The sequence below is a fragment of the Candidatus Amarolinea dominans genome (genome assembly GCA_016719785.1).
Lineage (GTDB): Bacteria > Chloroflexota > Anaerolineae > SSC4 > Amarolineaceae > Amarolinea > Amarolinea dominans.
Window position 1 is genome coordinate 62,890 of record JADJYJ010000018.1, and the last position, 18,602, is coordinate 81,491.

General features: G+C 62.4%; 18 protein-coding genes. 6 read left to right on the plus strand and 12 right to left on the minus strand.

Annotated elements, in window-relative coordinates; all coding sequences use genetic code 11:
- Window positions 1-7: 7 nt before the first annotated feature.
- The 3 genes from frr to rpsB all read right to left on the minus strand — a co-directional run bounded on the left by frr (window position 8) and on the right by rpsB (window position 2,288).
- Complete coding sequence (gene frr, locus IPM84_18145; protein ID MBK9094648.1) at window positions 8-565, minus strand: ribosome recycling factor; 558 nt, start codon at window positions 563-565, stop codon at window positions 8-10.
- A 229-nt stretch (window positions 566-794) separates the two neighbouring features.
- Entirely contained in the window at window positions 795-1,388 is a 594-nt protein-coding gene (gene tsf, locus IPM84_18150) for a translation elongation factor Ts (protein ID MBK9094649.1), read from the minus strand.
- Window positions 1,389-1,403: 15 nt separating this feature from the next.
- Entirely contained in the window at window positions 1,404-2,288 is an 885-nt protein-coding gene (gene rpsB, locus IPM84_18155) for a 30S ribosomal protein S2 (protein MBK9094650.1), read from the minus strand.
- 452 nt (window positions 2,289-2,740) lie between these two features.
- Between rpsB and IPM84_18160 the strand changes: the two genes are divergently transcribed.
- Complete coding sequence (locus tag IPM84_18160; GenBank protein MBK9094651.1) at window positions 2,741-3,379, plus strand: sigma-70 family RNA polymerase sigma factor; 639 nt, start codon at window positions 2,741-2,743, stop codon at window positions 3,377-3,379.
- A 327-nt stretch (window positions 3,380-3,706) separates the two neighbouring features.
- Here the strand turns inward: IPM84_18160 and IPM84_18165 are convergent, their stop codons facing one another.
- On the minus strand, window positions 3,707-4,042 hold the full coding sequence (locus IPM84_18165; protein ID MBK9094652.1) for a hypothetical protein: 336 nt from the start codon (window positions 4,040-4,042) through the stop codon (window positions 3,707-3,709).
- A 379-nt stretch (window positions 4,043-4,421) separates the two neighbouring features.
- Between IPM84_18165 and IPM84_18170 the strand changes: the two genes are divergently transcribed.
- Entirely contained in the window at window positions 4,422-5,717 is a 1,296-nt protein-coding gene (locus IPM84_18170) for a DNA replication/repair protein RecF (GenBank protein ID MBK9094653.1), read from the plus strand.
- Window positions 5,698-7,080, plus strand: a complete 1,383-nt coding sequence (locus tag IPM84_18175; GenBank protein MBK9094654.1) for an FAD-binding oxidoreductase — start codon at window positions 5,698-5,700, stop codon at window positions 7,078-7,080. The genes IPM84_18170 and IPM84_18175 overlap by 20 nt, the downstream gene beginning before the upstream one ends.
- A gap of 19 nt (window positions 7,081-7,099) precedes the next feature.
- Here the strand turns inward: IPM84_18175 and IPM84_18180 are convergent, their stop codons facing one another.
- The 8 genes from IPM84_18180 to IPM84_18215 all read right to left on the minus strand — a co-directional run bounded on the left by IPM84_18180 (window position 7,100) and on the right by IPM84_18215 (window position 15,226).
- A complete protein-coding gene (locus IPM84_18180; protein ID MBK9094655.1) occupies window positions 7,100-7,288 on the minus strand; it encodes a hypothetical protein in 189 nt (62 codons plus the stop codon).
- Between the two features lie 42 nt (window positions 7,289-7,330).
- Window positions 7,331-8,284 (minus strand): hypothetical protein, encoded by a 954-nt coding sequence (locus IPM84_18185; GenBank protein MBK9094656.1) that lies wholly within the window; start codon window positions 8,282-8,284, stop codon window positions 7,331-7,333.
- Window positions 8,285-8,355: 71 nt separating this feature from the next.
- A complete protein-coding gene (speB, locus tag IPM84_18190; GenBank protein MBK9094657.1) occupies window positions 8,356-9,264 on the minus strand; it encodes an agmatinase in 909 nt (302 codons plus the stop codon).
- Window positions 9,265-9,280: 16 nt separating this feature from the next.
- On the minus strand, window positions 9,281-10,372 hold the full coding sequence (locus IPM84_18195; GenBank protein MBK9094658.1) for a deoxyhypusine synthase: 1,092 nt from the start codon (window positions 10,370-10,372) through the stop codon (window positions 9,281-9,283).
- A gap of 194 nt (window positions 10,373-10,566) precedes the next feature.
- The gene (locus IPM84_18200; protein ID MBK9094659.1) at window positions 10,567-11,571 is read right to left on the minus strand and encodes a rod shape-determining protein; all 1,005 of its coding nucleotides are present in this window, start codon (window positions 11,569-11,571) and stop codon (window positions 10,567-10,569) included.
- A gap of 97 nt (window positions 11,572-11,668) precedes the next feature.
- Entirely contained in the window at window positions 11,669-13,051 is a 1,383-nt protein-coding gene (locus IPM84_18205; GenBank protein MBK9094660.1) for an MFS transporter, read from the minus strand.
- 32 nt (window positions 13,052-13,083) lie between these two features.
- Complete coding sequence (locus IPM84_18210; protein MBK9094661.1) at window positions 13,084-14,532, minus strand: beta-N-acetylhexosaminidase; 1,449 nt, start codon at window positions 14,530-14,532, stop codon at window positions 13,084-13,086.
- Window positions 14,533-14,575: 43 nt separating this feature from the next.
- A complete protein-coding gene (locus tag IPM84_18215; protein ID MBK9094662.1) occupies window positions 14,576-15,226 on the minus strand; it encodes a deoxynucleoside kinase in 651 nt (216 codons plus the stop codon).
- 386 nt (window positions 15,227-15,612) lie between these two features.
- On the opposite strand from IPM84_18215, the gene IPM84_18220 reads away from it, so the two are divergent.
- The 3 genes from IPM84_18220 to IPM84_18230 all read left to right on the plus strand — a co-directional run bounded on the left by IPM84_18220 (window position 15,613) and on the right by IPM84_18230 (window position 18,602).
- Window positions 15,613-16,620: a flippase-like domain-containing protein gene (locus IPM84_18220; GenBank protein ID MBK9094663.1), complete on the plus strand. Its 1,008-nt coding sequence runs from the start codon at window positions 15,613-15,615 to the stop codon at window positions 16,618-16,620.
- The gene (locus IPM84_18225; GenBank protein ID MBK9094664.1) at window positions 16,613-17,365 is read left to right on the plus strand and encodes a redoxin domain-containing protein; all 753 of its coding nucleotides are present in this window, start codon (window positions 16,613-16,615) and stop codon (window positions 17,363-17,365) included. Before IPM84_18220 ends, IPM84_18225 begins: the two co-directional genes overlap by 8 nt.
- A 400-nt stretch (window positions 17,366-17,765) precedes the next feature.
- Window positions 17,766-18,602 (plus strand): alpha/beta fold hydrolase, encoded by an 837-nt coding sequence (locus IPM84_18230; GenBank protein MBK9094665.1) that lies wholly within the window; start codon window positions 17,766-17,768, stop codon window positions 18,600-18,602.

Genomic DNA, 18,602 nt, shown 5'->3' on the forward strand with positions numbered 1-18,602 from the left:
ACCCTGCTTACACTTCCATGACTTCGGTCTCTTTGTCGCGGCCGATAGTATCTATCTGTTCAATTTGGCGGTCGGTCAGGCGTTGGATCTCGTCACGCCCATGGCGCAGATCGTCTTCTGAGATCAGCTTTTCCTTTTCGAACTCGCGCAAATCCTCGATGGCATCGCGCCGGATGTTGCGGACAGACACGCGCGCTTCCTCCACGCGCTTGTCCACCTGCCTGACAAGCTCGCGCCGGCGTTCTTCCGTGGGCATGGGGATGATCAAACGCATGATCTGACCATCGTTCGAGGGATTCAAACCCAGGTCGGACTTCAGAATCGCGCGCTCGATGATGCCCATATCGCCGCGGTTGAAGGGCTTGATCGCAAGCAGGCGCGGCTCAGGGGCGTTGATAGTCGCCAGTTGTTGCAGCGGCGTCGGCATACCGTAGTATTCGACAGACAGATTCTCAACCAAGGCCGGCGAAGCTCGGCCGGTGCGCACTTTTTTCAAATCCTCACGGAGTGCATCTATGGTCTTATGCATCCGTTCGGCCGTGTCATGAAGCACGTCTTTGACCATGACAGAAACTCCCCTGTTCTGAAAACCTGGTTACACGATTGAGGGCCATGCGGGAAAAGGCTGACAGCTTTGCTTGAGCCAACGAAGGGCAGCCACACGTGCCTACCCTTTCGATGACCAAACAGCAAGGCGAGGTTCATAATGGGCCTAAGTTCACCAACCGACTCCCGAGTGATTCTCAGCGTCTGCTCACGCAAGGGAATCGCAGGCTCATTTAGGCCCACATGGACTAATTGCCCAGTTCGAGGCGAGCGAAGCGACGGACGACGATATTCTCGCCCAGCCGCGCCACCATGTCGGTCAGCAGGCTTTGGATCGTCACGCTGTCATCCTTGATGAAGGACTGTTCAAGCAGGCAGGTTTCTTCATAAAACTTAGCCAGCTTGCCCTCGATGATGCGCTCGAGCACATTGGCCGGTTTATTTGCATCGTCCAGTTGGCTCAGGTACTTCTCTTTTTCATGGGCGACTACGTCGGCCGGCACATCTTCGCGACGCACATAGAGCGGTCGAGCGGCCACCACTTGCATGGCCAAATCACGGGCCAGCGCCTGGAACTGCTCGGTGCGGGCCACAAAATCGGTCTCGCAATTCACCTCGACCAGGGCCGCCATCTTGGCGCCCATATGCACATAGTTGCCGATGATGCCATTGCTTGCCTCACGATCGGCCTTCTTTGCAGCCGCGGCCAACCCCTTCTCGCGCAACATCGCGACCGCTTTGTCAATATCACCCTGCGTGGCATCCAGCGCTTTGCGGCAATCAAGCACGCCGGCGCCGGTCAAGTCGCGCAGTTTCTTAATCAGATCAGCACTGATACTCACAGATCGTTCTCCTCACTACTCCGCGCTGTTATCCAGGGGCGAGTCAGCGGCAAAATCGTCTTCATCCACATTGCCCAGGTCAGCGGCGCCTTCAGCGTCGGTTTGTGCCACGTCAAGGCCGCTCTTGAGGCGGTCAATGGTGTCCTGACTGCCGTATTGATCGAGCATGTCGGCCTGGTTTACTTCCTCGGTGCCTTCCTCCGCCGCAATCACCTCGCGCAGACGCCGGCCTTCGATCACCGCGTCGGCCATCTTGCCGGCAATCAGCTTGATCGCGCGAATGGCGTCGTCGTTGGATGGGATCGGATAGTCAATGGGGTCAGGGTCCGAGTTGGTATCCACCATGGCGATGATGGGAATACCGAGCGTGCGCGCTTCCTTGATGGCCAACTCCTCGTGGTGTGTATCAGATACGAAGAGGATATTGGGGGGCCGCACCATCGGCTTGAGGCCGCCGATGCGCCGCTCCAACTTGGTCATCTCGCGCTCGATGTCCAGCACTTCTTTCTTGGGCAAACGGTCCAACTCGCCGCGCGCCTTGCGCTGATTGATGCCGCTCATATAATCAATGCGTTGACGAATGGTGCGATAGTTGGTCAGGGTGCCGCCCAGCCAGCGCTGGTTGACAAACGGCATACCGGCACGGTCAGCTTCCTGGCGGATAGTCTCCTGGGCTTGCTTTTTGGTGCCGGCGAAGAGGATGGTGCCACCGTCTTTGACGGTGTCGCGAACAAGCGCGTAGGCTTCTTCAAGGCGGTGCAGCGTCTGCTGTAGGTCAATGATATGAATGCCGTTACGTTCGGTAAAAATGTACGGCTTCATCTTAGGGTTCCAGCGCCGCGTACGGTGCCCAAAATGGACTCCTGCCTCGAGTAGCGCCTTCATCGAAATGACTGCCACTGGTGTACTCTCCTTCTGTTGGTTATTACGTCCGCCCCTCAACTCCAGCTACCAGACCCGGTGCAGTGCGCAGGCACCCCGATAGCCGTCTTTCCAGTCGTGCAACTGGGTAGAGAAACGTGTTTGATATGGGTCAAAACCCAAAAATGGATTGTAACACAGGCATCTTGGTTTACCAAATAGACGCAAACAGTTTGATCGCGCCGACGTCGCCCCAGATTGATGCAAGAAGCGCGGCCGGCGTCTGTCCTTACACACAGAGGTGACATGACAACTCGTCATTCTTCGGCGTGTTGTGCGTCTGCAAATATAGGCCCGCCAGCAAAATTCATGCTTCCAACCGACTGCGCGTGTGCTATACTGCAAGCGGGCATAGACCACGCTTTTCCGCCTGAGGAAACAGGCGCAATTCGTGCCCCCTTGCAATACATCATCTATGGTGTGAGGCGCCGATGGCTACAGACCAGGCAATGGGGATTCGTACGAACCAGGAATGGGTGCAATTACTGCGTGAGCAGCGCGCCGACAGCTATGAAACTCTCTGGCGTTACCTGTACAAGGTCACGACCAATCTGTGTACGCGCCGCCTGGCTGACCTGCCGCCCGAACGCCAACTCGCCATGGCTGAGGAGTGCGCACAAGAGGCCCTGGTACAAGTGTGGCGCAAGCTCGATTCCTACCGCGGCGATGGGCCGTTCCTGGGCTGGGTGACACGCATCGCCGTCAACAAGCTGCGCGACCGCCTGCGCCACGAACGCCCCTGGCAAGCCAAGACGGAGATCACCGAAAATCTGCAGCCCACCTCATCAGATCCAATATCCGACGTTCTCGCCCTTCTCATGCAAGCCCTGCAACAACTGACTCCCTGCGAGCGCCATGTGCTGACTGGACGCCTTCTGCAAGAACGCAGCAGCGAAGAAATCGCCACCGCGCTCGGCATCTCACGCGGCAACGAACGCATCATCTACCTCCGTGCCCGCCAAAAGGTCAAAACAGTGTTACTTGCCAACGGTTATGCACCAGCCGCCAGGCGCGCCGGACCCGCTGTCGAATCCGCGCCCTCAGGCGACGGACCGCTTCTCAAGAAATAGAGATTCGGTGCTGGATACGCGTCAGGCTCGCGCAGTCGGCCCTGACTGGCCTGCTGCAGCACCCAGCGCAAGTCCTCGTACTCCTGCCGGCAAACCGGGCAAACCGCCAGGTGATGGGCGATGCCTCTCCGCTCCTCTCTACGCGCCAACACAGGCGACAGAAAAAACTCCAATCGCTCACGCACTTCGGCACACGCCAGCAGTCGGCCCATCCTCCTGGCCCGCAAGACATCGCGCCAACTGCGTCTATTCGATGAATCCCGTACGATCATGATCGCCTCTCCGGGCATGGATTTTGTGTTAGTGACGTTTTGCACATGAAGTCTGTTACAGTCCCGATTCCGTGGCCCCAGGTGCAGGCTCAGGCTGCCAGCCTCTGAGGCGTGCCAGCAGCGGCGCCAGGCGATGTTCCTGGCAGCGCACCTCATAATCCCAATACCATCCGCCGGTCTGCTCGCCAGGCTGCTGACCAAAACGAAAGCGCCTGCGATATCGGGTGCGGTGCAGATGACACAGACGCTTGCCGCACTGGCTGCACGCGGCCAAAACCTGGCTGAACTCCTCACCGCACACGCCGCAGGTGCGAAAAACGACATCGCCCGTTCGCTTGCGCTCCCACTGCTGCCGATCCAGCGCCAGTTCGCGCGGCTTCGATCTGCACATTCCTGGCACGCCCACACCCCGAACAGCGCAGCCAGTTCTGGCTCTAGTGCTTCTCGGTGTTCTTCACACACCGGTAAATGACACTGCGGACAGTCGGCGCCGGCTGACTCTCCACACAAATGGCAGGCATTGGCTGTAGCTGGTATCACCTTGTGGTCGCGGTTGGGACGCAAACGCGGCGCACGCTCCTCAGCCCGCGCCGATAGAAGTCGTGAGAGCTTGCCAGTCTGATTTCTTGTGGGTCTTTCCATACTTTCTCTGCACCTGCAATCAACGTCGTGAATTGTTGTGTCAGTTTCTGACGGAGTCAGTGAACAAACCGTAACGCAAACTTCCATTTTCAGCCCGGCCGGTCTATAATCTGCTGCCGGAGCATCATGTGAACCTGACATCTCTCTCGCTGACCAATTTTCGCAATTATGTAAGACTGGAACTGGCGTTGAGCAGCGGCTTGACCCTGATCCAGGGGACGAACGCGCAAGGAAAAACCAGCCTGCTCGAAGCTGCCTACTACCTGGCTACCAGCAAATCACCTCATGCCGGGGTGGAACGGGAACTGGTCAACTGGCTGGCGCGTGAAGACGCCAATCGCTTTCTACGTGTGCAGGGCCACGTGCGCCACAACGGCCCGAGCGGCGCCAGCGAGCAGTTGGAAGTGATTCTTGCGCCCACCAACGGCTCAACCGCCAGCTACGGCAAACGGGTCCGCATCAATGGGGTCGTGCAGCGAGCCATTGACCTGGTGGGCCATCTGCGCGTGGTGCTTTTCCTGCCTGAAGACATCGAACTGGTGAACGGCGCGCCGACCGGGCGCCGGCGTTACCTGGACATTGCGCTGTGCCAGATCGAGCCAGATTACTGCCGCACCCTCAGCACCTACAACCAGGTGATTCAGCAGCGCAACGCCTTGCTGCGTCAACTGCGCGAACGCGGGGGCAGCGCGCAGCAGTTGACTTTCTGGGATGACCAGGTGGTGAAACTGGGCGCACACCTGATGCAGCGGCGCCAATGGTTCATCAGCGCGCTGGAAATGGCCGCCCGTGAGCGCCAGCGAGCGCTGACCGATGGGCATGAGCGCCTCTACCTGGAATATCTACCCAGCGTTGACCCGGCTCGGGATCCGGCCCAAGTAGCGAATCAACTCTTGTTAGCCTACGACGTGATTGCCGAAGGGCACACCCCCTACGCCGCCCATTCCGAACGAGAAATCGCCCAGGCCTTTCAGGCGCAGCTCCAGGCCGTGCGCAGCCGCGAGATTGCCGCAGCCATGACGTTGCTCGGCCCGCATCGGGACGATATGCGCTTCCTGGTGCAGGGACGTGATCTGCGCACCTACGGCTCGCGCGGGCAACAGCGCACGGCCACCCTGGCCCTCAAGCTGGCCGAGGTTGCGGTGATGACGCAGACCACGGCCGAGACGCCAGTGCTGCTGTTGGATGACGTCATGTCTGAGCTGGATGAATTCAGGCGCGCAACCCTGCTCCAGGCGCTGGATGGCGTGACCCAGGTGCTGCTCACGACGACAGACTGGGATGATTTCACGCCTGATTTTCGCCAGCGTGCGCACAATCTGCACATAACCGAGGGTCGCGTTGCGGAAGCGCCAGGAGACCCAGGTGGGGCTGACAGGGAGATCAGCCAGGAAAGGCACAACCATGGCGAAAAGGCAGGCTGATGTCGTCATCTGCGGCGCGGGGATTGCCGGCATCTCAACCGCGTACTACCTGGCAACGCGCTACGGCGTGCGCAACGTCGTGCTGGTGGATGAACGCCCGCCCCTCTCACTGACCAGTGACAAATCCACGGAGTGTTACCGCAACTGGTGGCCTGGCCCTGGCGACGCCATGGTCAGCCTGATGAATCACAGCATTGACCTGCTGGAGACGCTGGCGCGCGCGACCGCCAACGCCTTTCACCTGAACCGGCGCGGCTACGTCTACGCGACAGCCAACCCGGCGCAGGTAGAACGCCTGGCCCAGGCCGCGGCTGAGACGGCCAGTCTGGGCGCCGGCGCGCTGCGCGACCATGCAGCCGGCGCCGCCCGCTCGTCCTATCGGCCGGCGCCGCCCGCCGGCTTCGAGAATCAGCCGGACGGTGCGGATCTAATCACCGACCGGGCGCTGCTGCGGGAGCATTTCCCCTACCTGGCGCCCGACGTGGTGGCCGTGCTCCACACCCGGCGCTGCGGCTGGTTCAGCGCGCAACTCTTGGGCATGCTGATGTTGGAACAAGCGCGGGCGTTGGGCGTGCGCCTGCTGTCTGGTCACGTCGAGGCGGTGGAGGTGCGCGGCGGCCAGGTCAGCGGCGTGCGCGTCCGCGACGCGCAGGGCGAGACGCGGATCGAGACCCCGGTGTTCGTCAATGCGGCCGGCCCTTTACTGGACGATGTGGCGCGGCAACTTGGCGTGGTGCTGCCGGTTCACAGCGAGCGGCATCTCAAGCTGGCCTTCAGCGATCACCTGGGCGTTGTGCCGCGCCACGCGCCTTTCCTGGTATGGGCTGATGCACAGCGGCTGCCGTGGGACGACGAGGAGCGCGCCTGGCTGGAGGAGTCTGAGGAGACGCGCTGGATGCTGGAGGAATTCACGCCTGGGGTACACGCCCGGCCCGATGGCCCGGCCGACAGCCCGATCCTGCTGATGCTGTGGGACTACCACGCGCGCCCCGTCGAGGTGGTGTTGCCTGTGCCGCTTGACGCCGAATTCTCTGACCTGGTGCTGCGTGGGCTTTCCACGATGCTGCCGGGGCTGCGCGCCTACTGGGGTCGTGCGCCCAAGCCCAGCCTGGACGGCGGTTACTACACCAAGACGCAGGAAAATCGCCCGCTGATCGGCCCGCTCGGCGTGCCGGGCGCCTACGTCATCGGCGCGCTCTCCGGCTACGGCATCATGGCCGCGCCCGGCGCCGGCGACCTGCTGGCCCGGCACATCAGCGGGCAGGCGCTGCCCGACCATGCGCGTTGGTTCCTGCTCAGCCGCTATCAGGATCCGGCCTACCAGGCTCTGCTGGCAAACTGGGGCGCCAGCGGGCAACTGTAGCCGGCAACCATCCCCGGCATCAGGCCTCACCCAAAGGGCCGAAGTAGAACAACGAGGCGTCAGGATCAACGGCAAAGCGCATGCGCTGCAGCATCCCTTCGAGACCAACAAATGAGGGTAGTGTCCAGACTTCACCGGGATCGAGTTGCGGAATAAAAACTATGACGGTCAAAGTAGGGTGTGGCGCCGGTGGCAAACGCTCGGCCATTCTTGAGATTCAGTAAACCCGGCACGAAAAACTCCGGGTTGTCTATTTCCAAACGATCTGGGCGACTGTGGCGGAACGAAGATCGCCAATCTGAACTTCAAGCTGTTGGATCGTGGCAGCCGCCGAAACGAGTTGACCATCCCTGACTGCAACCCACTGCCCGTAATACTCGGCGCTGTGTTTGGCAAACCACTGTGTGTCCGCGCGCGCGGTTCCGTCATGAACGGCATGACTCACTTGTGCCGGTCGAGGATTCAACGCCTGTGAAAACTTTTGCAGACCCACGTGATAAGGATACAGGGCTACGCCGTCGCGCGCCAAAGTCTGCGCCAGGTAGTGTAGTCCGGCTTGAAAAGCCAAACGGGCCACGCGTTCAATGATCTCTGGCGGCTGCTGCAGCCAGTCTACTTGTGCGTAAGCCTGGTGGAATGCTTGTTCATTGCCATCGTCAGACGCAATTTGCAGGTGCGTCAAGATTTCGTCAACTGAACCTGGCTTCACAAGAGGGCCGGCAGACGGCGCTGTCTCCCGGTTCTCTTTCTGCAATTGACCGTTGCCTGTTGTCGTGTTCCGCGCCGGAGGAGGGTTCAAGATAGCGGCAAACTTGCTCAAGCCAACATGATCAGTGTAGCGATTGGCGGCTCTGAGCGCCAATTGCCTGGCGGACTCGTGATCACCCGCCAGCAACAGGGCACGCAAGACGCGTTCGATTATGTCCGGTGGTTGCTGTGCCCAATCTACGCTCGAGTACACCGCGGCAAATGAAACTCCGTTTTCAGTTTGGGCAACCGCTTCCAGCCGCAGCAGTGTCGCAAGTGCGGGCAACTGGTCTCGGGGAGATGCCAGGGTAGATCGTTCACCACGCGCACCACCAGATTGGCGCGAGGACAAACCACCTGTTGACTGGACAGGTAATTTGCTGGCGTTTCGCCTCGAAGCCGGCTTCTTGATTGAATGACGCTTTCTTTCGATCGCCACACCCACTGACTGACTCATCTTCCACCTCCTGACCCTGCCAGAGTATTATACACCGCTTACCCCCCGCGCGGCGAATATCATCAGCCGGTCTACTGCCGCCCCTCCAGGGCCAGCGCCAGTGTCTTGTACACCAGCTTGGCCACGGTAAAATCGGCCGCGTGATAGCCGGGGATGGGCGCCAGTTCGACGGCGTCGAAGCCAACGATGTCCGCGTTCTGGGCCACGGTGCGAATCACGTCCAGGGTTTGCCACCAACTCAGGCCGCCCGGCTCTGGGGTGCCAGTGGCCGGAATCAGCGCCGGGTCAATGCCATCCACGTCAATGGTTAGAAAAACCTTGTAACCCCTGACCCACTCTGCCAGTTCAGCCAGATACTCCGGCCCGGCATGAACCTCTTCGGCGAAAAACACGCGCACGGTCTCCGGGTTGGCAGCGATGTAGTCGGTCTCTTCCCGGCAGACAGAACGAATACCGATCTGTGCCAGCGGCCCTAGCTGATGAAAGTGCCGCGCGGCGCAGGCGTGGCTGTAGGTAGAATCCTCGTAGCTGGCGCGCAGATCGCTGTGCGCATCAATCTGCACGGTCAGCAGCGGCGACCCGTCCGCGCAGAAGACCTGCGCCAGGCCTCGCGCCACGCCCACGCTGACGGTGTGTTCACCACCCAGACCGACGACGAACTTACCCGCGCGGGCCTGCTCGGCCACCACTTCCTGAATGGCATCCACCATCGCCGCCGGGCCTTCCATGCTGGGCGCCAGCGCGGGCAGCGTGTGGACGCCCCAGCGCAGCGCCAATTCATCATCGAATTCACGGTCCAGCAGTTCTACCTGCGTGGAAGCCTGCAAGATCGCGCGCGGTCCGTTGCGCGTGCCGCCGCTGTAACTGACGGTAGCTTCGTACGGAATGGGCAGCACGACCACGCGGCTGCGTTCGTAGGCACTAAACTCTTCGGCCAGTCCCAAGAAGTTGTCCGGCGGTAGAAATGTGTAACCCGACATGTTTACCTCACGACTGTCAAAATTCGGAATCAGCCGGCCGGTTCTGGAGATAGGCCGCAGTCAACGCCGCCAGCAGGGCCGGGCGCTGCTCGTACAGGCGCTTATGCGGGCGAGGCGCGTGCTTCGCCAACGCGTAGGCGGTTAGAATGGGCAGGGCCAACGTGCTGTCGGTGTAGCAGACGATGCTGTCCGGCAGTTGATCCGGGTCCACCTTGCCCCAGGTGACGGCCTCGGAAGGGGTGGCGCCGCTGAGGCCGCCGGTATCAGGCCGGGCATCGGTAATCTGCACGAAGTAATCGTGCCCCTTTTCATCAATGCCCATGATTTCCTGAATTTGCGGCTCGGTCTGCAGAATGAAATTCTTGGGGCTGCCGCCGCCAATGATGAGCACCGCGCTCTTGCCGCCGCTGGTCTTGGCGCCGTAGACGATGGCCGTCGTTTCGTTGACATCCGCCTCCGGGTCGAAGCCCAGTTGGCCGCCGGCCAGGCGCAGCGCGGCCACGTTCATGCCGATGGTCGAGTCGCCAGGGCTGGAGGTGTAGACCGGCACACCTGCGTCGAACGCCGCGCCGAGGACGGAGCGATGGGTCAACCCCAGGCGCAACTCACGCGCACGCACATATTTGCCCAGGTGATAGTGCAACTCGGCTGTGCTCAGACGGCGCTGAAATTCCGGCGCAGCCAGCACGCGACGCAGAAAGGCATCGGATTTGAGCAGCACCTCCTGATCGAAGACGATGTCGTAGATGCGAATGATCTTCTGTGCGCGCAGCTCGACATCGTCCACAAAGGGCGAGGTCTGGAAAAGCTCAAAGCCTAAAGAGCGGTGCAGGTCGTGATAAAGATTGGCGCCGGTGCTGACGATCCAATCAATCATGCCGGCATCAATCAGCGGCACCAGTGCGGCATGGCCCAGTCCGGTCGGCGTGAGCGCACCGGAGAGGGTGACGCCCACGGTGACATCAGGCGCCAGCATCTTGTTGACGAACAGGCGGCACGCTTCACGCAGGCGGGCCGCGTTGTAGGCCAGGAAATAGTCGTCTACCAGGTCGGCCACGCTCAAGTTGGTCGGAATGGGGTGTGGGTCGAGCTTACGACCGTAGGACATCGTGAATCCTCCTCGCTGCTTAAACCTGCTCATGCGCCGAACGAGTTTGGCGCTCCGGACTTGTCGAAGGGCTGATACAAAATGGGGATGTCAAGCCTGCTGGCTCTGCACATCCCCACTCGTTGGCGGTTGTCTCATCTTGCCGTGCGGCCTGTAGCCGGCGACAGCGGCACGCTGACCGCGGCCGGCGCCGGTCAGACCTGCATCAGGCTGCGCTTCATGATGGCGTAGTTCTCCAGCGCCTTGCCGGCGCCGATGGCGACGCAGGCGATGGGGTTCTCGGCCACGTAGCAGGGCACACCGGTCTCTTTGGTCAGCAATTTGTCAATGTTGCGCAGGAGGGCGCCGCCGCCGGTGATAACCATGCCGCGGTCAATGATGTCGGCCGCCAATTCGGGTGGGGTCTTTTCCAGCGTCGCCTTGACCGTGCCCACAATGGCCTGCATCGGTTCGGTGATGGCCTCGGTCACTTCCTCCGAGGTAATCGTGATCGTCTTGGGCAGGCCGGCCACCTGGTCACGGCCGCGCACTTCCATGGACATGTTTTCGGGCATCATGACCGCACTGCCGATCTTGATCTTGATCTCTTCGGCGGTCTGGTCGCCAATCAGCAGGTTGTACTTCTTGCGCACGTAGTTGACGATGGCGTCGTCAATGCGATTGCCGCCGATGCGAATGGCGCTCCAGACCACAATGTCGTACATGGAAACAACGGCTGCTTCGGTTGTGCCGCCGCCGATGTCCACCACCATGTTGCCGGTAGGGGTGTCAATCGGCAAGCCTGCGCCATACGCGGCCGCCAGTGGCTCAGGAATCAGATAGGCTTCGCGCGCACCGGCTTCAAGGGTGGCATCGCGCACCGCACGGCTTTCGACGCTGGTGACGCCTTTGGGCGTCGAAATCATGACGCGTGGCTTGAAGAGCGGGTTGCGGCCACAGGTGCGGCGGATGAAGTAGCGCAGCATGGCTTCGGTGACGACATAATCGGCGATCACGCCATCGCGCATCGGCCGCGCAACTTCGATGCTCTCTGGCGTACGTCCCAGCATATCGGCGGCTTCCTGGCCGACGGCCACGATTTTGCTGTCACGCGTGGCAATGGCCACAACCGATGGTTCTTGCAGGACGATGCCCTTGCCCTTCATGTAGACGAGCAGGTTTACCGTGCCCAGGTCAATACCCAGTAACTTTTCGAACATGCAATCATTTCCTTCTCTAGCTTGTTCGCAGAGATCAACAGGGGCGATTATACGGGAAAGCAGAGTACGATGCAAGTTAGTGCCTGTTGAGATATCCTCACACCAGGCGGGCGGCCCGCTGCGCGCGTCGTTTCGCCAGCAGGCTGAGGATGCGCGCGTGTCGCGCCCGAGTGATGGGGTAGAAAGAGACCAGGATGATACCGGCCACGAAGAAGACGGCCGGGAGCGGACCGGCGAGAAAGCGAATGGTTCCCAGGGCCGTGGCCGGCTGTAGCCCATCCACCAGGTTGGCATTGGCCACGTAGCCGCTGGCCGACAACAGAGTGCCGGTCAGGGTAATGGTCACCGCACCGACCAGTTTCTGAATGAGCGTGATGACGCTGTAATACGCGGCCTCCTGCCGCTGGGCGCGGCGCAGTTCATCCCAGTCAATCACATCGGGCAGAATCGCCAGCGGGATGGCATGGGCGGCCGAGACACCGATGCCGGCCAACGCGGCCAGGAGAAAGACCAGGTTGGCCCGCCCGGGCGGCATGAAACTGAGCGCCAGGAGCACCACAGCCAGGAACGCCATGCCCAGTTGATAGGCGCGCGGCTTGTCCAGCCGGTGAGAGATCCATACCCACAAGGGCAACGCCAGCACCCCCACCCCAAACAAGAGCAGAAAGATCAGATCGCGCGCGCCGCCATCCAGCCGGAAATAGTCGCGGATGAGAAAGACGAGGACGAATTGAATCAGATCAATCGGCATCCAGGTCAGCAAATAGACGCCTGCGACGATCAGGAAAGCCTTGTTGCTGGCTGCCATGCGAAACGAATCCACCAGGCCAGGCGTGGGCAGGTCCTGAAACTCCGGGCGTTCGCGCACCACGGCAAAAACCAGCCAGACAGGCAGCACACTGGCCAGCCCAAGCAAGGTTGCCATCACCATATAGGCGCTGTGACGGGCCGGGCCGCTGACGCCCGCTCCCGCGATGGCATCCACGATGGCCAAGGGAGCCACCGCGCCCAACAAACCGAAGCCGATGGAGAAGGCCATGCGATAGGAGTGCAGCGAGGTGCGTTCGTCATAACCAGGCGCCAATTCGGGCGTCAGCGCGATGTAGGGCACATTGACCAGGGTGAAGAAGGTGTCGAACAGGATGTACATCGCCGTGTAGTAGATCAGCAGTGCGGTCTGGCTGGGCATGGCGGGAACGACCCACATCAGGATGAAGGCCACACCGAAAGGCAGCGCGCCGAACAAGAGGTAGGGGCGGCGGCGGCCCCAGCGGGAACGGGTGCGGTCGCTCAGGGTGCCGATGACCAGGTCGTTGAAGGCGTCCCAGATGCGCCCCAGGCCGATGGAAATCCCGGCCAGTCGCGGGTCAAGTCCGACCACACTGACCAGGAAGTCGAGGTAGAGCAACGCCAGGGCGGTGGAAGTGAGCGAAAAGCCGGAATCGCCAGCGCCATAGATGATTTTCTTCCAGGTGGTCATGTCTGACGCCTCCAGCGTGCGGTTGAGTCGGGTTACCAGGGAACCTGCGGTGAGCGGTAGAAGTTGACGCCAAGCGCCTGCAGGCGCGCGCCGTGTGCGGCCAGGCGTATGCGGAAATCGTCCCAACGGCAGCGGTTGGCCGGAGACCAGGCAATCTCGGCCAGGGCGGCCAGGCGCGGGAAGGCCATCCATTCGATGTCGGCCAGGGTGGTGAGGGTTTCGGACCAAAGCGGCGCTTCGATACCCAGGATGTTGTCCTCGGCCACCCCTGCCAGGTAGGTGGCCGGATCCCACTCATAGGTGTCCTTGACCTCCACGTAGCCGGCCCAGTGCAGCCCCAGGGGCGCGGCCGGGGTGTACTGCATGTCCAGGTAAGTTCTGCTGGCCGGTGACAGAATAACCTGCGAGCCTTGCTGCACCGCCGCGCGCGCGTCGTCGCTGTGCCAGTGCTGAACGACCGTGGAGGGCAGCAGGCGCGCGTGTGCGATCTCCTCCCAACCGATCATCTGCTTGCCGCACGCCTGCACCAGGGTCTGCACCCGTTCGATGAAGCGTCGGTAGGCGGCCGGCGGGGTGGCGGCTGTCTCGTCGCCGCCGATGTGGATGTACGGGCCGGGCGTCAGGCTCGCTACCTCGCCAATCACATCGGCCAGCCAGCGATACGTCCATTCGTCGTCGCAGTTGAGCGAGCTAAAACCAACGTCCGTGCCGGTATACAATGGCGGCGCCGCGCCATCGGCGTTGAGCGCGGCGACTGCGGCCAGCGCGGCGTTGGTGTGGCCGGGCATGTCAATCTCTGGGATGACCATGATGCCCTGGCGCTGCGCATAGGCGACGATGTCTGCGTAATCGGCCTGGGTGTAGTAACCGCCCGGGCCGCCGCCCACCGCGGTGGCGCCGCCGATCGCGGTCAGGGCCGGCCAGCGGGCGATGTGCAGACGCCAGCCTTGATCGTCGGTCAGGTGGAGATGCAGCCGGTTGAGCTTGTGCAGGGCCAGCAGGTCAATGATGCGCTTGATGGTGGGCACGTCGAAGAAATGGCGCGCCACGTCCAGCATGAAGCCGCGCCAGGCAAAACGCGGCAGATCGCGCACACTGCCGCAGGGCAGCAGCCACGGCCCCGGTTGCACCGTTGGCCACGCGCTGGCCGCGGGCAGGCGCTGGCGCAGGGTCTGCAAACCCCAGTGCAACCCGGCAGGTTGCGGCGCCGTCAGCGTCACCGCGTCCGGCTGGATCATCAGTTGATACCCTTCAGCGCCCAGGGCAGGGTCAGCGCCGACGGTGGTCAAGCGCAGCTGGCCGGCCGCCGGCGCGCCTGTGACCACCGGAAGTTCAAAGCCAGTGGCGGGGCGCAGGTGCGCGGCCAGGTCATGGCCCAACGCCAACAGCGGCGCGGTGGGCGGTTCCACCCTGATTTGGGTGTCCGCTGTCAGCACAAACGCGCCCTCTGCCTCATGCACGGACGCCGGATATGGAATCATTGGCTACTCCTGTCTGGTTCTTGTCATCATGATGATCCTCGTCTTAGAAGACCAGGGTTTCCTTGCCGTGCAAGCGATCCTGAATGCGTTGGGCCACCAACGACAGATGAGACTCGTGCTGCACGTAGTTGAGATTGTCGGTTTCCACGACCAGAACCGGGCACAGCGTGAAACCGGCGACCCACTGCTCGTAAAGATCGTTCAGGCGCGCCAGGTAATCGGGCGACATGGTTTGCTCGTAGTCGCGACCGCGCTGGGCAATGCGATCGAGCAGGGAGGGCACCGACGCACGCAGGTAAACCACCAAGTGCGGCGGTTGTAAGAGCAGCGTGAGCGTGCTGAAGAGCGCGTAGTAGGTCTCCCAATCGCGCGCGCTCAGATGCCCTTGCAGGAACAGGTTGCGCGCAAAGACCTCGGCATCCTCGTAGACGCTGCGGTCCTGCACGACGGACTGCCTGTATTGCAGGAGGTGAAAATGCTGCTGCAAGCGCCGCGAGAGAAAAAACGCCTGTGAATGAAAGCTCCAGCGGCGCATGTCCGCGTAGAAATCGGACAGGTACGGATTTTCGTCAACCGCTTCGTAGACGGGTTCCCATCCCAACCGGTCGGTCAGCAAACGTGTGAGGGTAGATTTGCCGACGCCGATGTTGCCGGCCACGGCGACGAAGTATTTGGTGGTCAGGCTCTGCGTCATCGTCAGTTTGTTACATCCCATCCGAAATTGAATCCCGCACGATTTGGGTTGACACGACAAATTGCCTTCATCAGAGCACCTCCTGAGGAAAATTGACCGGGGGAAGATTGGCAAACGCGCTGGGTGACGCTGATTGTACCACAGGTGGGCAAAAGCCTGAAGAAAGCCTGAAGAAGGCCGAAAGATGGCCTAAAGATGGAAACACCGAAGCGCTATTTTTGCCTTTCTGCGCGTTTTCGCCGACAATGGCCCGGTGCTTGGATTCTCAATTTGTAGGGGCGCACCCTTGCGGTCGCCCACGCGGGCAGGCGCAAGGCCATGCCCCTACCCCGGGTTATTGAGAAGTGCCTGGATTCTCACACCAAGAGGCAAAGGAATCTACGTTTATGTCTACACGCACCAAACTGATCGCCAGCACAGCGGTCATCGTTCTGATTGTGATTCTGTTTCCGCGCTTCGTGGACATGCCGGCGGCGGCACGGGCCTTGCAGCAGGCTGACCTGCGCTACGGCGCGCTGGCCTCCCTGGCGTTCATTGCCGGGCTGGCGGCCTATGCGCAGCGCTGGCGGGTGCTCCTGGCCGGCCAGCCCAGTCTCGGCGCGGCTTTTCAGGCGGCCAATGTGGGGCATGCGCTCAACATCCTGCTGCCGCTGCGCGCGGGCGAAGCGGCGCGTATCGCGCTGCTGGGGCGCACGACTGGCCTGCCCCTGGCTGAAATCACCGCCAGCGTGGTGGTGGAGCGCGTGATCGAGCAGGTGATGCGTCTGCTGGCGCTGGGCGGCGCCTTGCTGGTGGGACTGCGCTTGCAACTGGCGCCCGGGGCTGTGATGGGCGCGGTGGCGCTCGTCAGCCTGCTGGCCGGGCTGATGACCTGGGCGCTGCGCCATCGAGCGCAGGTGCTGGCGCGGGCGCCCGTCTTTCTGGCGCGCCTGCCGGGCATTACCGAGGCGCGCGCCCGTCGCGCCCTCAGCGGCGTCCTGGCCGGGGTCACGCAGGCCGTGACTTCCAGGCGCTTATCGGCCGCCATGCTCTGGTCGTTCATCACCTGGGGCTGCTTTGGCGCCTTTCACCTGTTGACGCTGGCCGCGCTCGGCGCCGATGGCTTGCCCCCAACCACCTGGGGGGCGCTCGCCCTGGGCGCCCTCGTCCTGGCCCCGCCCTCCGCGCCGACGCAGCCGGGCATCTTTCATGCCACGCTGGTGGCGCCGCTGGCCCTGCTCGGCTTCGACCGCGCCGCGCTCACCGCCTTTGCCATCCTCCTGCATCTGCAGCAGATGGTGTGGATGATCGGCCTGGCCCTGGTGGGCAGCGGTGTGCAGGCGTTCAAGTCCGGCCAGGCTGTTGCCGTAGAAAGGGTTGTAGAAAAGGCTGCAGAAAGGGCTGAACATGGTTGAACCACTCACGCTCTACGGTGCGCCCACCTGTGAAGATACGGCGCTTGTGCGCCATCGCTTGCAGGTTCTGGGTGCGCCATTCATCGAAATCAACGTCGAGCGCGACGCCGACGCGGCCCGCCTGGTGGAGCAGTTGAACGGAGGTTTTCGCATCACCCCCACGCTGACCCTGGCCGGGCAGCCGGGACACCTGGCCGAACCGACCATCGAGCAGTTGCAGGATTGGCTGGCCGCGGCCCGGATTTCCTTCACCCTGCCGCGTGGGCTGGACTATCACGGCGAACTCGCCTCCCGCCCCCTGCCCGACTTTGCGCTGGCCGGCCACCCCGCGACGCCGTTTCGTCTGAGCAACCTACGCGGACGCAACAAGGCGGTAATCTTCTTTGCGCATGACCATCGCTGCCTGGTCTGCGCCGGCTACGCCAAACAGTTGGCGTCCCTGCGCGCCGCGCTGACCGAAACGGACGCGGTGCTCATCTCCGTGCTGCAGGCTCATGAGGAGCAGGCGCGGACATGGGCAGAGGAATTCGCCGCCGGTCACATCGTCCTGGCCGATCCGGACGGCGCGGTCAAGCAGCGGCTGGCGGCTTATGTCAACGCTGATCGGGCGGGAGTCCTGGTGCTGCTGCTCGATCGCTATACCGCGCCGCGCACCCGCATCCAGGCTGCGGACGCCGGCGGGCTTCTGGCGCCTCATGAGCTGGCCGAATGGCTCTACTACCTCGATCGCGAATGCGCGGAATGAGACACCGGCGCGTGCTGGCCCGTGGGGCCGGAGTAGGGCCATCACGAAGGTTGCTTGGAGATTTGGGCTGGCTGATCGCGCTAATGGCTGTCGTAGGAGGCCTGGCCGCGTGTCGGCCGGATGGCGACGCCGCGGCCAACGCGCGCCAGGCCAACCAAATGACGCCGACCGGCGCACTCGCGACGGTGGAGATCATCCTTGCGCCTCGCCGGCGTCGTTCACAGCGACGGCCGTTCCCACACCGACTGCCAGCGCCACGGCAACGCCTGCGCCGACCGCCACGCCCAGTCCCACCGCCAGCGCCACGGAGACGCCAACGGCCATCCCCTCGCCAACGTCAACCAGCGCGCCGCCGGCCGTCCTGACGCCTGGCCAGGCCACCGGCTGGACGATTGCTGAGATGGCCGGCCGCGCTTACGGCGGTGGAACGTTGACCGATCGCGGCCAGGTGGACACGCCGACCGGTTTTACGCGCACCCTCATCACCTATCCGAGCGACGGGCTGACCATCTACGGCTTCATCAACGTGCCGCCGGGGCCGGGGCCATTCCCGGTCATCATCGCCCTTCATGGTTATGTCGAGCCGTCGCAGTACGGCATCCTGAGCTACACCACGCGCTACGCCGATGCCCTGGCGCGCGCCGGGTATATCGTCATCCATCCCAATCTGCGCAATTTCCCGCCTTCGGACGAGGGGCCGGATGTGTTCCGTACCGGCATGACCGCGGACATCCTGAACCTGATTGCGATCGTCCAGGCGCAGGGCGGGCAGCCGGGGCTGCTGGCCGCGGCCGATCCGCAGCGCATTGGGCTGTGGGGCCACAGCCTGGGCGGTGGATTGGCCCTGCGGGTGATGACCATCAGCCCGGTTGTGCAGGCCACGCTGCTCTACGCCGCGTTGAGCGGGGACGAGCAGCGCAATTTCGATTATGTCTATCGGGCCAGCGGCGGTAAGCGGGGTGCGGTGGAATACCATACGCCGCCGGAGATCGTGCATGAGATTTCGCCGCTCTTTCATTTAGAACGCGTGCAGAGCGCGGTCAGCATTCACCACGGCGGGGAGGATGCCGGCATTCCCCTGCCCATCGCCGCGGACCTGTGCGAGCGTTTGCAGCAGTTGGGCAAAACGGTGGAATGCTTCACTTACGCGGGCCAGGGGCACATCTTCAGCGGTCGCAGCGATGACCTTTTCATCGAACGAAGCCGGGCTTTCTTTGCGGCCCATCTGCGGCGCTGA

Bases quoted from the DNA above. Each gene is read 5' to 3' on its own strand.
- IPM84_18225 (MBK9094664.1), top strand. From the start codon at position 16,613: ATGGTTGAACCACTCACGCTCTACGGTGCGCCCACCTGTGAAGATACG.
- IPM84_18185 (MBK9094656.1), bottom strand. From the start codon at position 8,284: ATGAGTCAGTCAGTGGGTGTGGCGATCGAAAGAAAGCGTCATTCAATC.
- speB (MBK9094657.1), bottom strand. From the start codon at position 9,264: ATGTCGGGTTACACATTTCTACCGCCGGACAACTTCTTGGGACTGGCC.
- IPM84_18175 (MBK9094654.1), top strand. From the start codon at position 5,698: ATGGCGAAAAGGCAGGCTGATGTCGTCATCTGCGGCGCGGGGATTGCC.
- frr (MBK9094648.1), bottom strand. From the start codon at position 565: ATGGTCAAAGACGTGCTTCATGACACGGCCGAACGGATGCATAAGACC.
- IPM84_18210 (MBK9094661.1), bottom strand. From the start codon at position 14,532: ATGATTCCATATCCGGCGTCCGTGCATGAGGCAGAGGGCGCGTTTGTG.
- IPM84_18180 (MBK9094655.1), bottom strand. From the start codon at position 7,288: ATGGCCGAGCGTTTGCCACCGGCGCCACACCCTACTTTGACCGTCATA.
- IPM84_18220 (MBK9094663.1), top strand. From the start codon at position 15,613: ATGTCTACACGCACCAAACTGATCGCCAGCACAGCGGTCATCGTTCTG.
- IPM84_18215 (MBK9094662.1), bottom strand. From the start codon at position 15,226: ATGACGCAGAGCCTGACCACCAAATACTTCGTCGCCGTGGCCGGCAAC.
- IPM84_18200 (MBK9094659.1), bottom strand. From the start codon at position 11,571: ATGTTCGAAAAGTTACTGGGTATTGACCTGGGCACGGTAAACCTGCTC.
- IPM84_18165 (MBK9094652.1), bottom strand. From the start codon at position 4,042: ATGTGCAGATCGAAGCCGCGCGAACTGGCGCTGGATCGGCAGCAGTGG.
- IPM84_18230 (MBK9094665.1), top strand. From the start codon at position 17,766: ATGGCCGGCCGCGCTTACGGCGGTGGAACGTTGACCGATCGCGGCCAG.
- IPM84_18195 (MBK9094658.1), bottom strand. From the start codon at position 10,372: ATGTCCTACGGTCGTAAGCTCGACCCACACCCCATTCCGACCAACTTG.
- IPM84_18205 (MBK9094660.1), bottom strand. From the start codon at position 13,051: ATGACCACCTGGAAGAAAATCATCTATGGCGCTGGCGATTCCGGCTTT.
- IPM84_18160 (MBK9094651.1), top strand. From the start codon at position 2,741: ATGGCTACAGACCAGGCAATGGGGATTCGTACGAACCAGGAATGGGTG.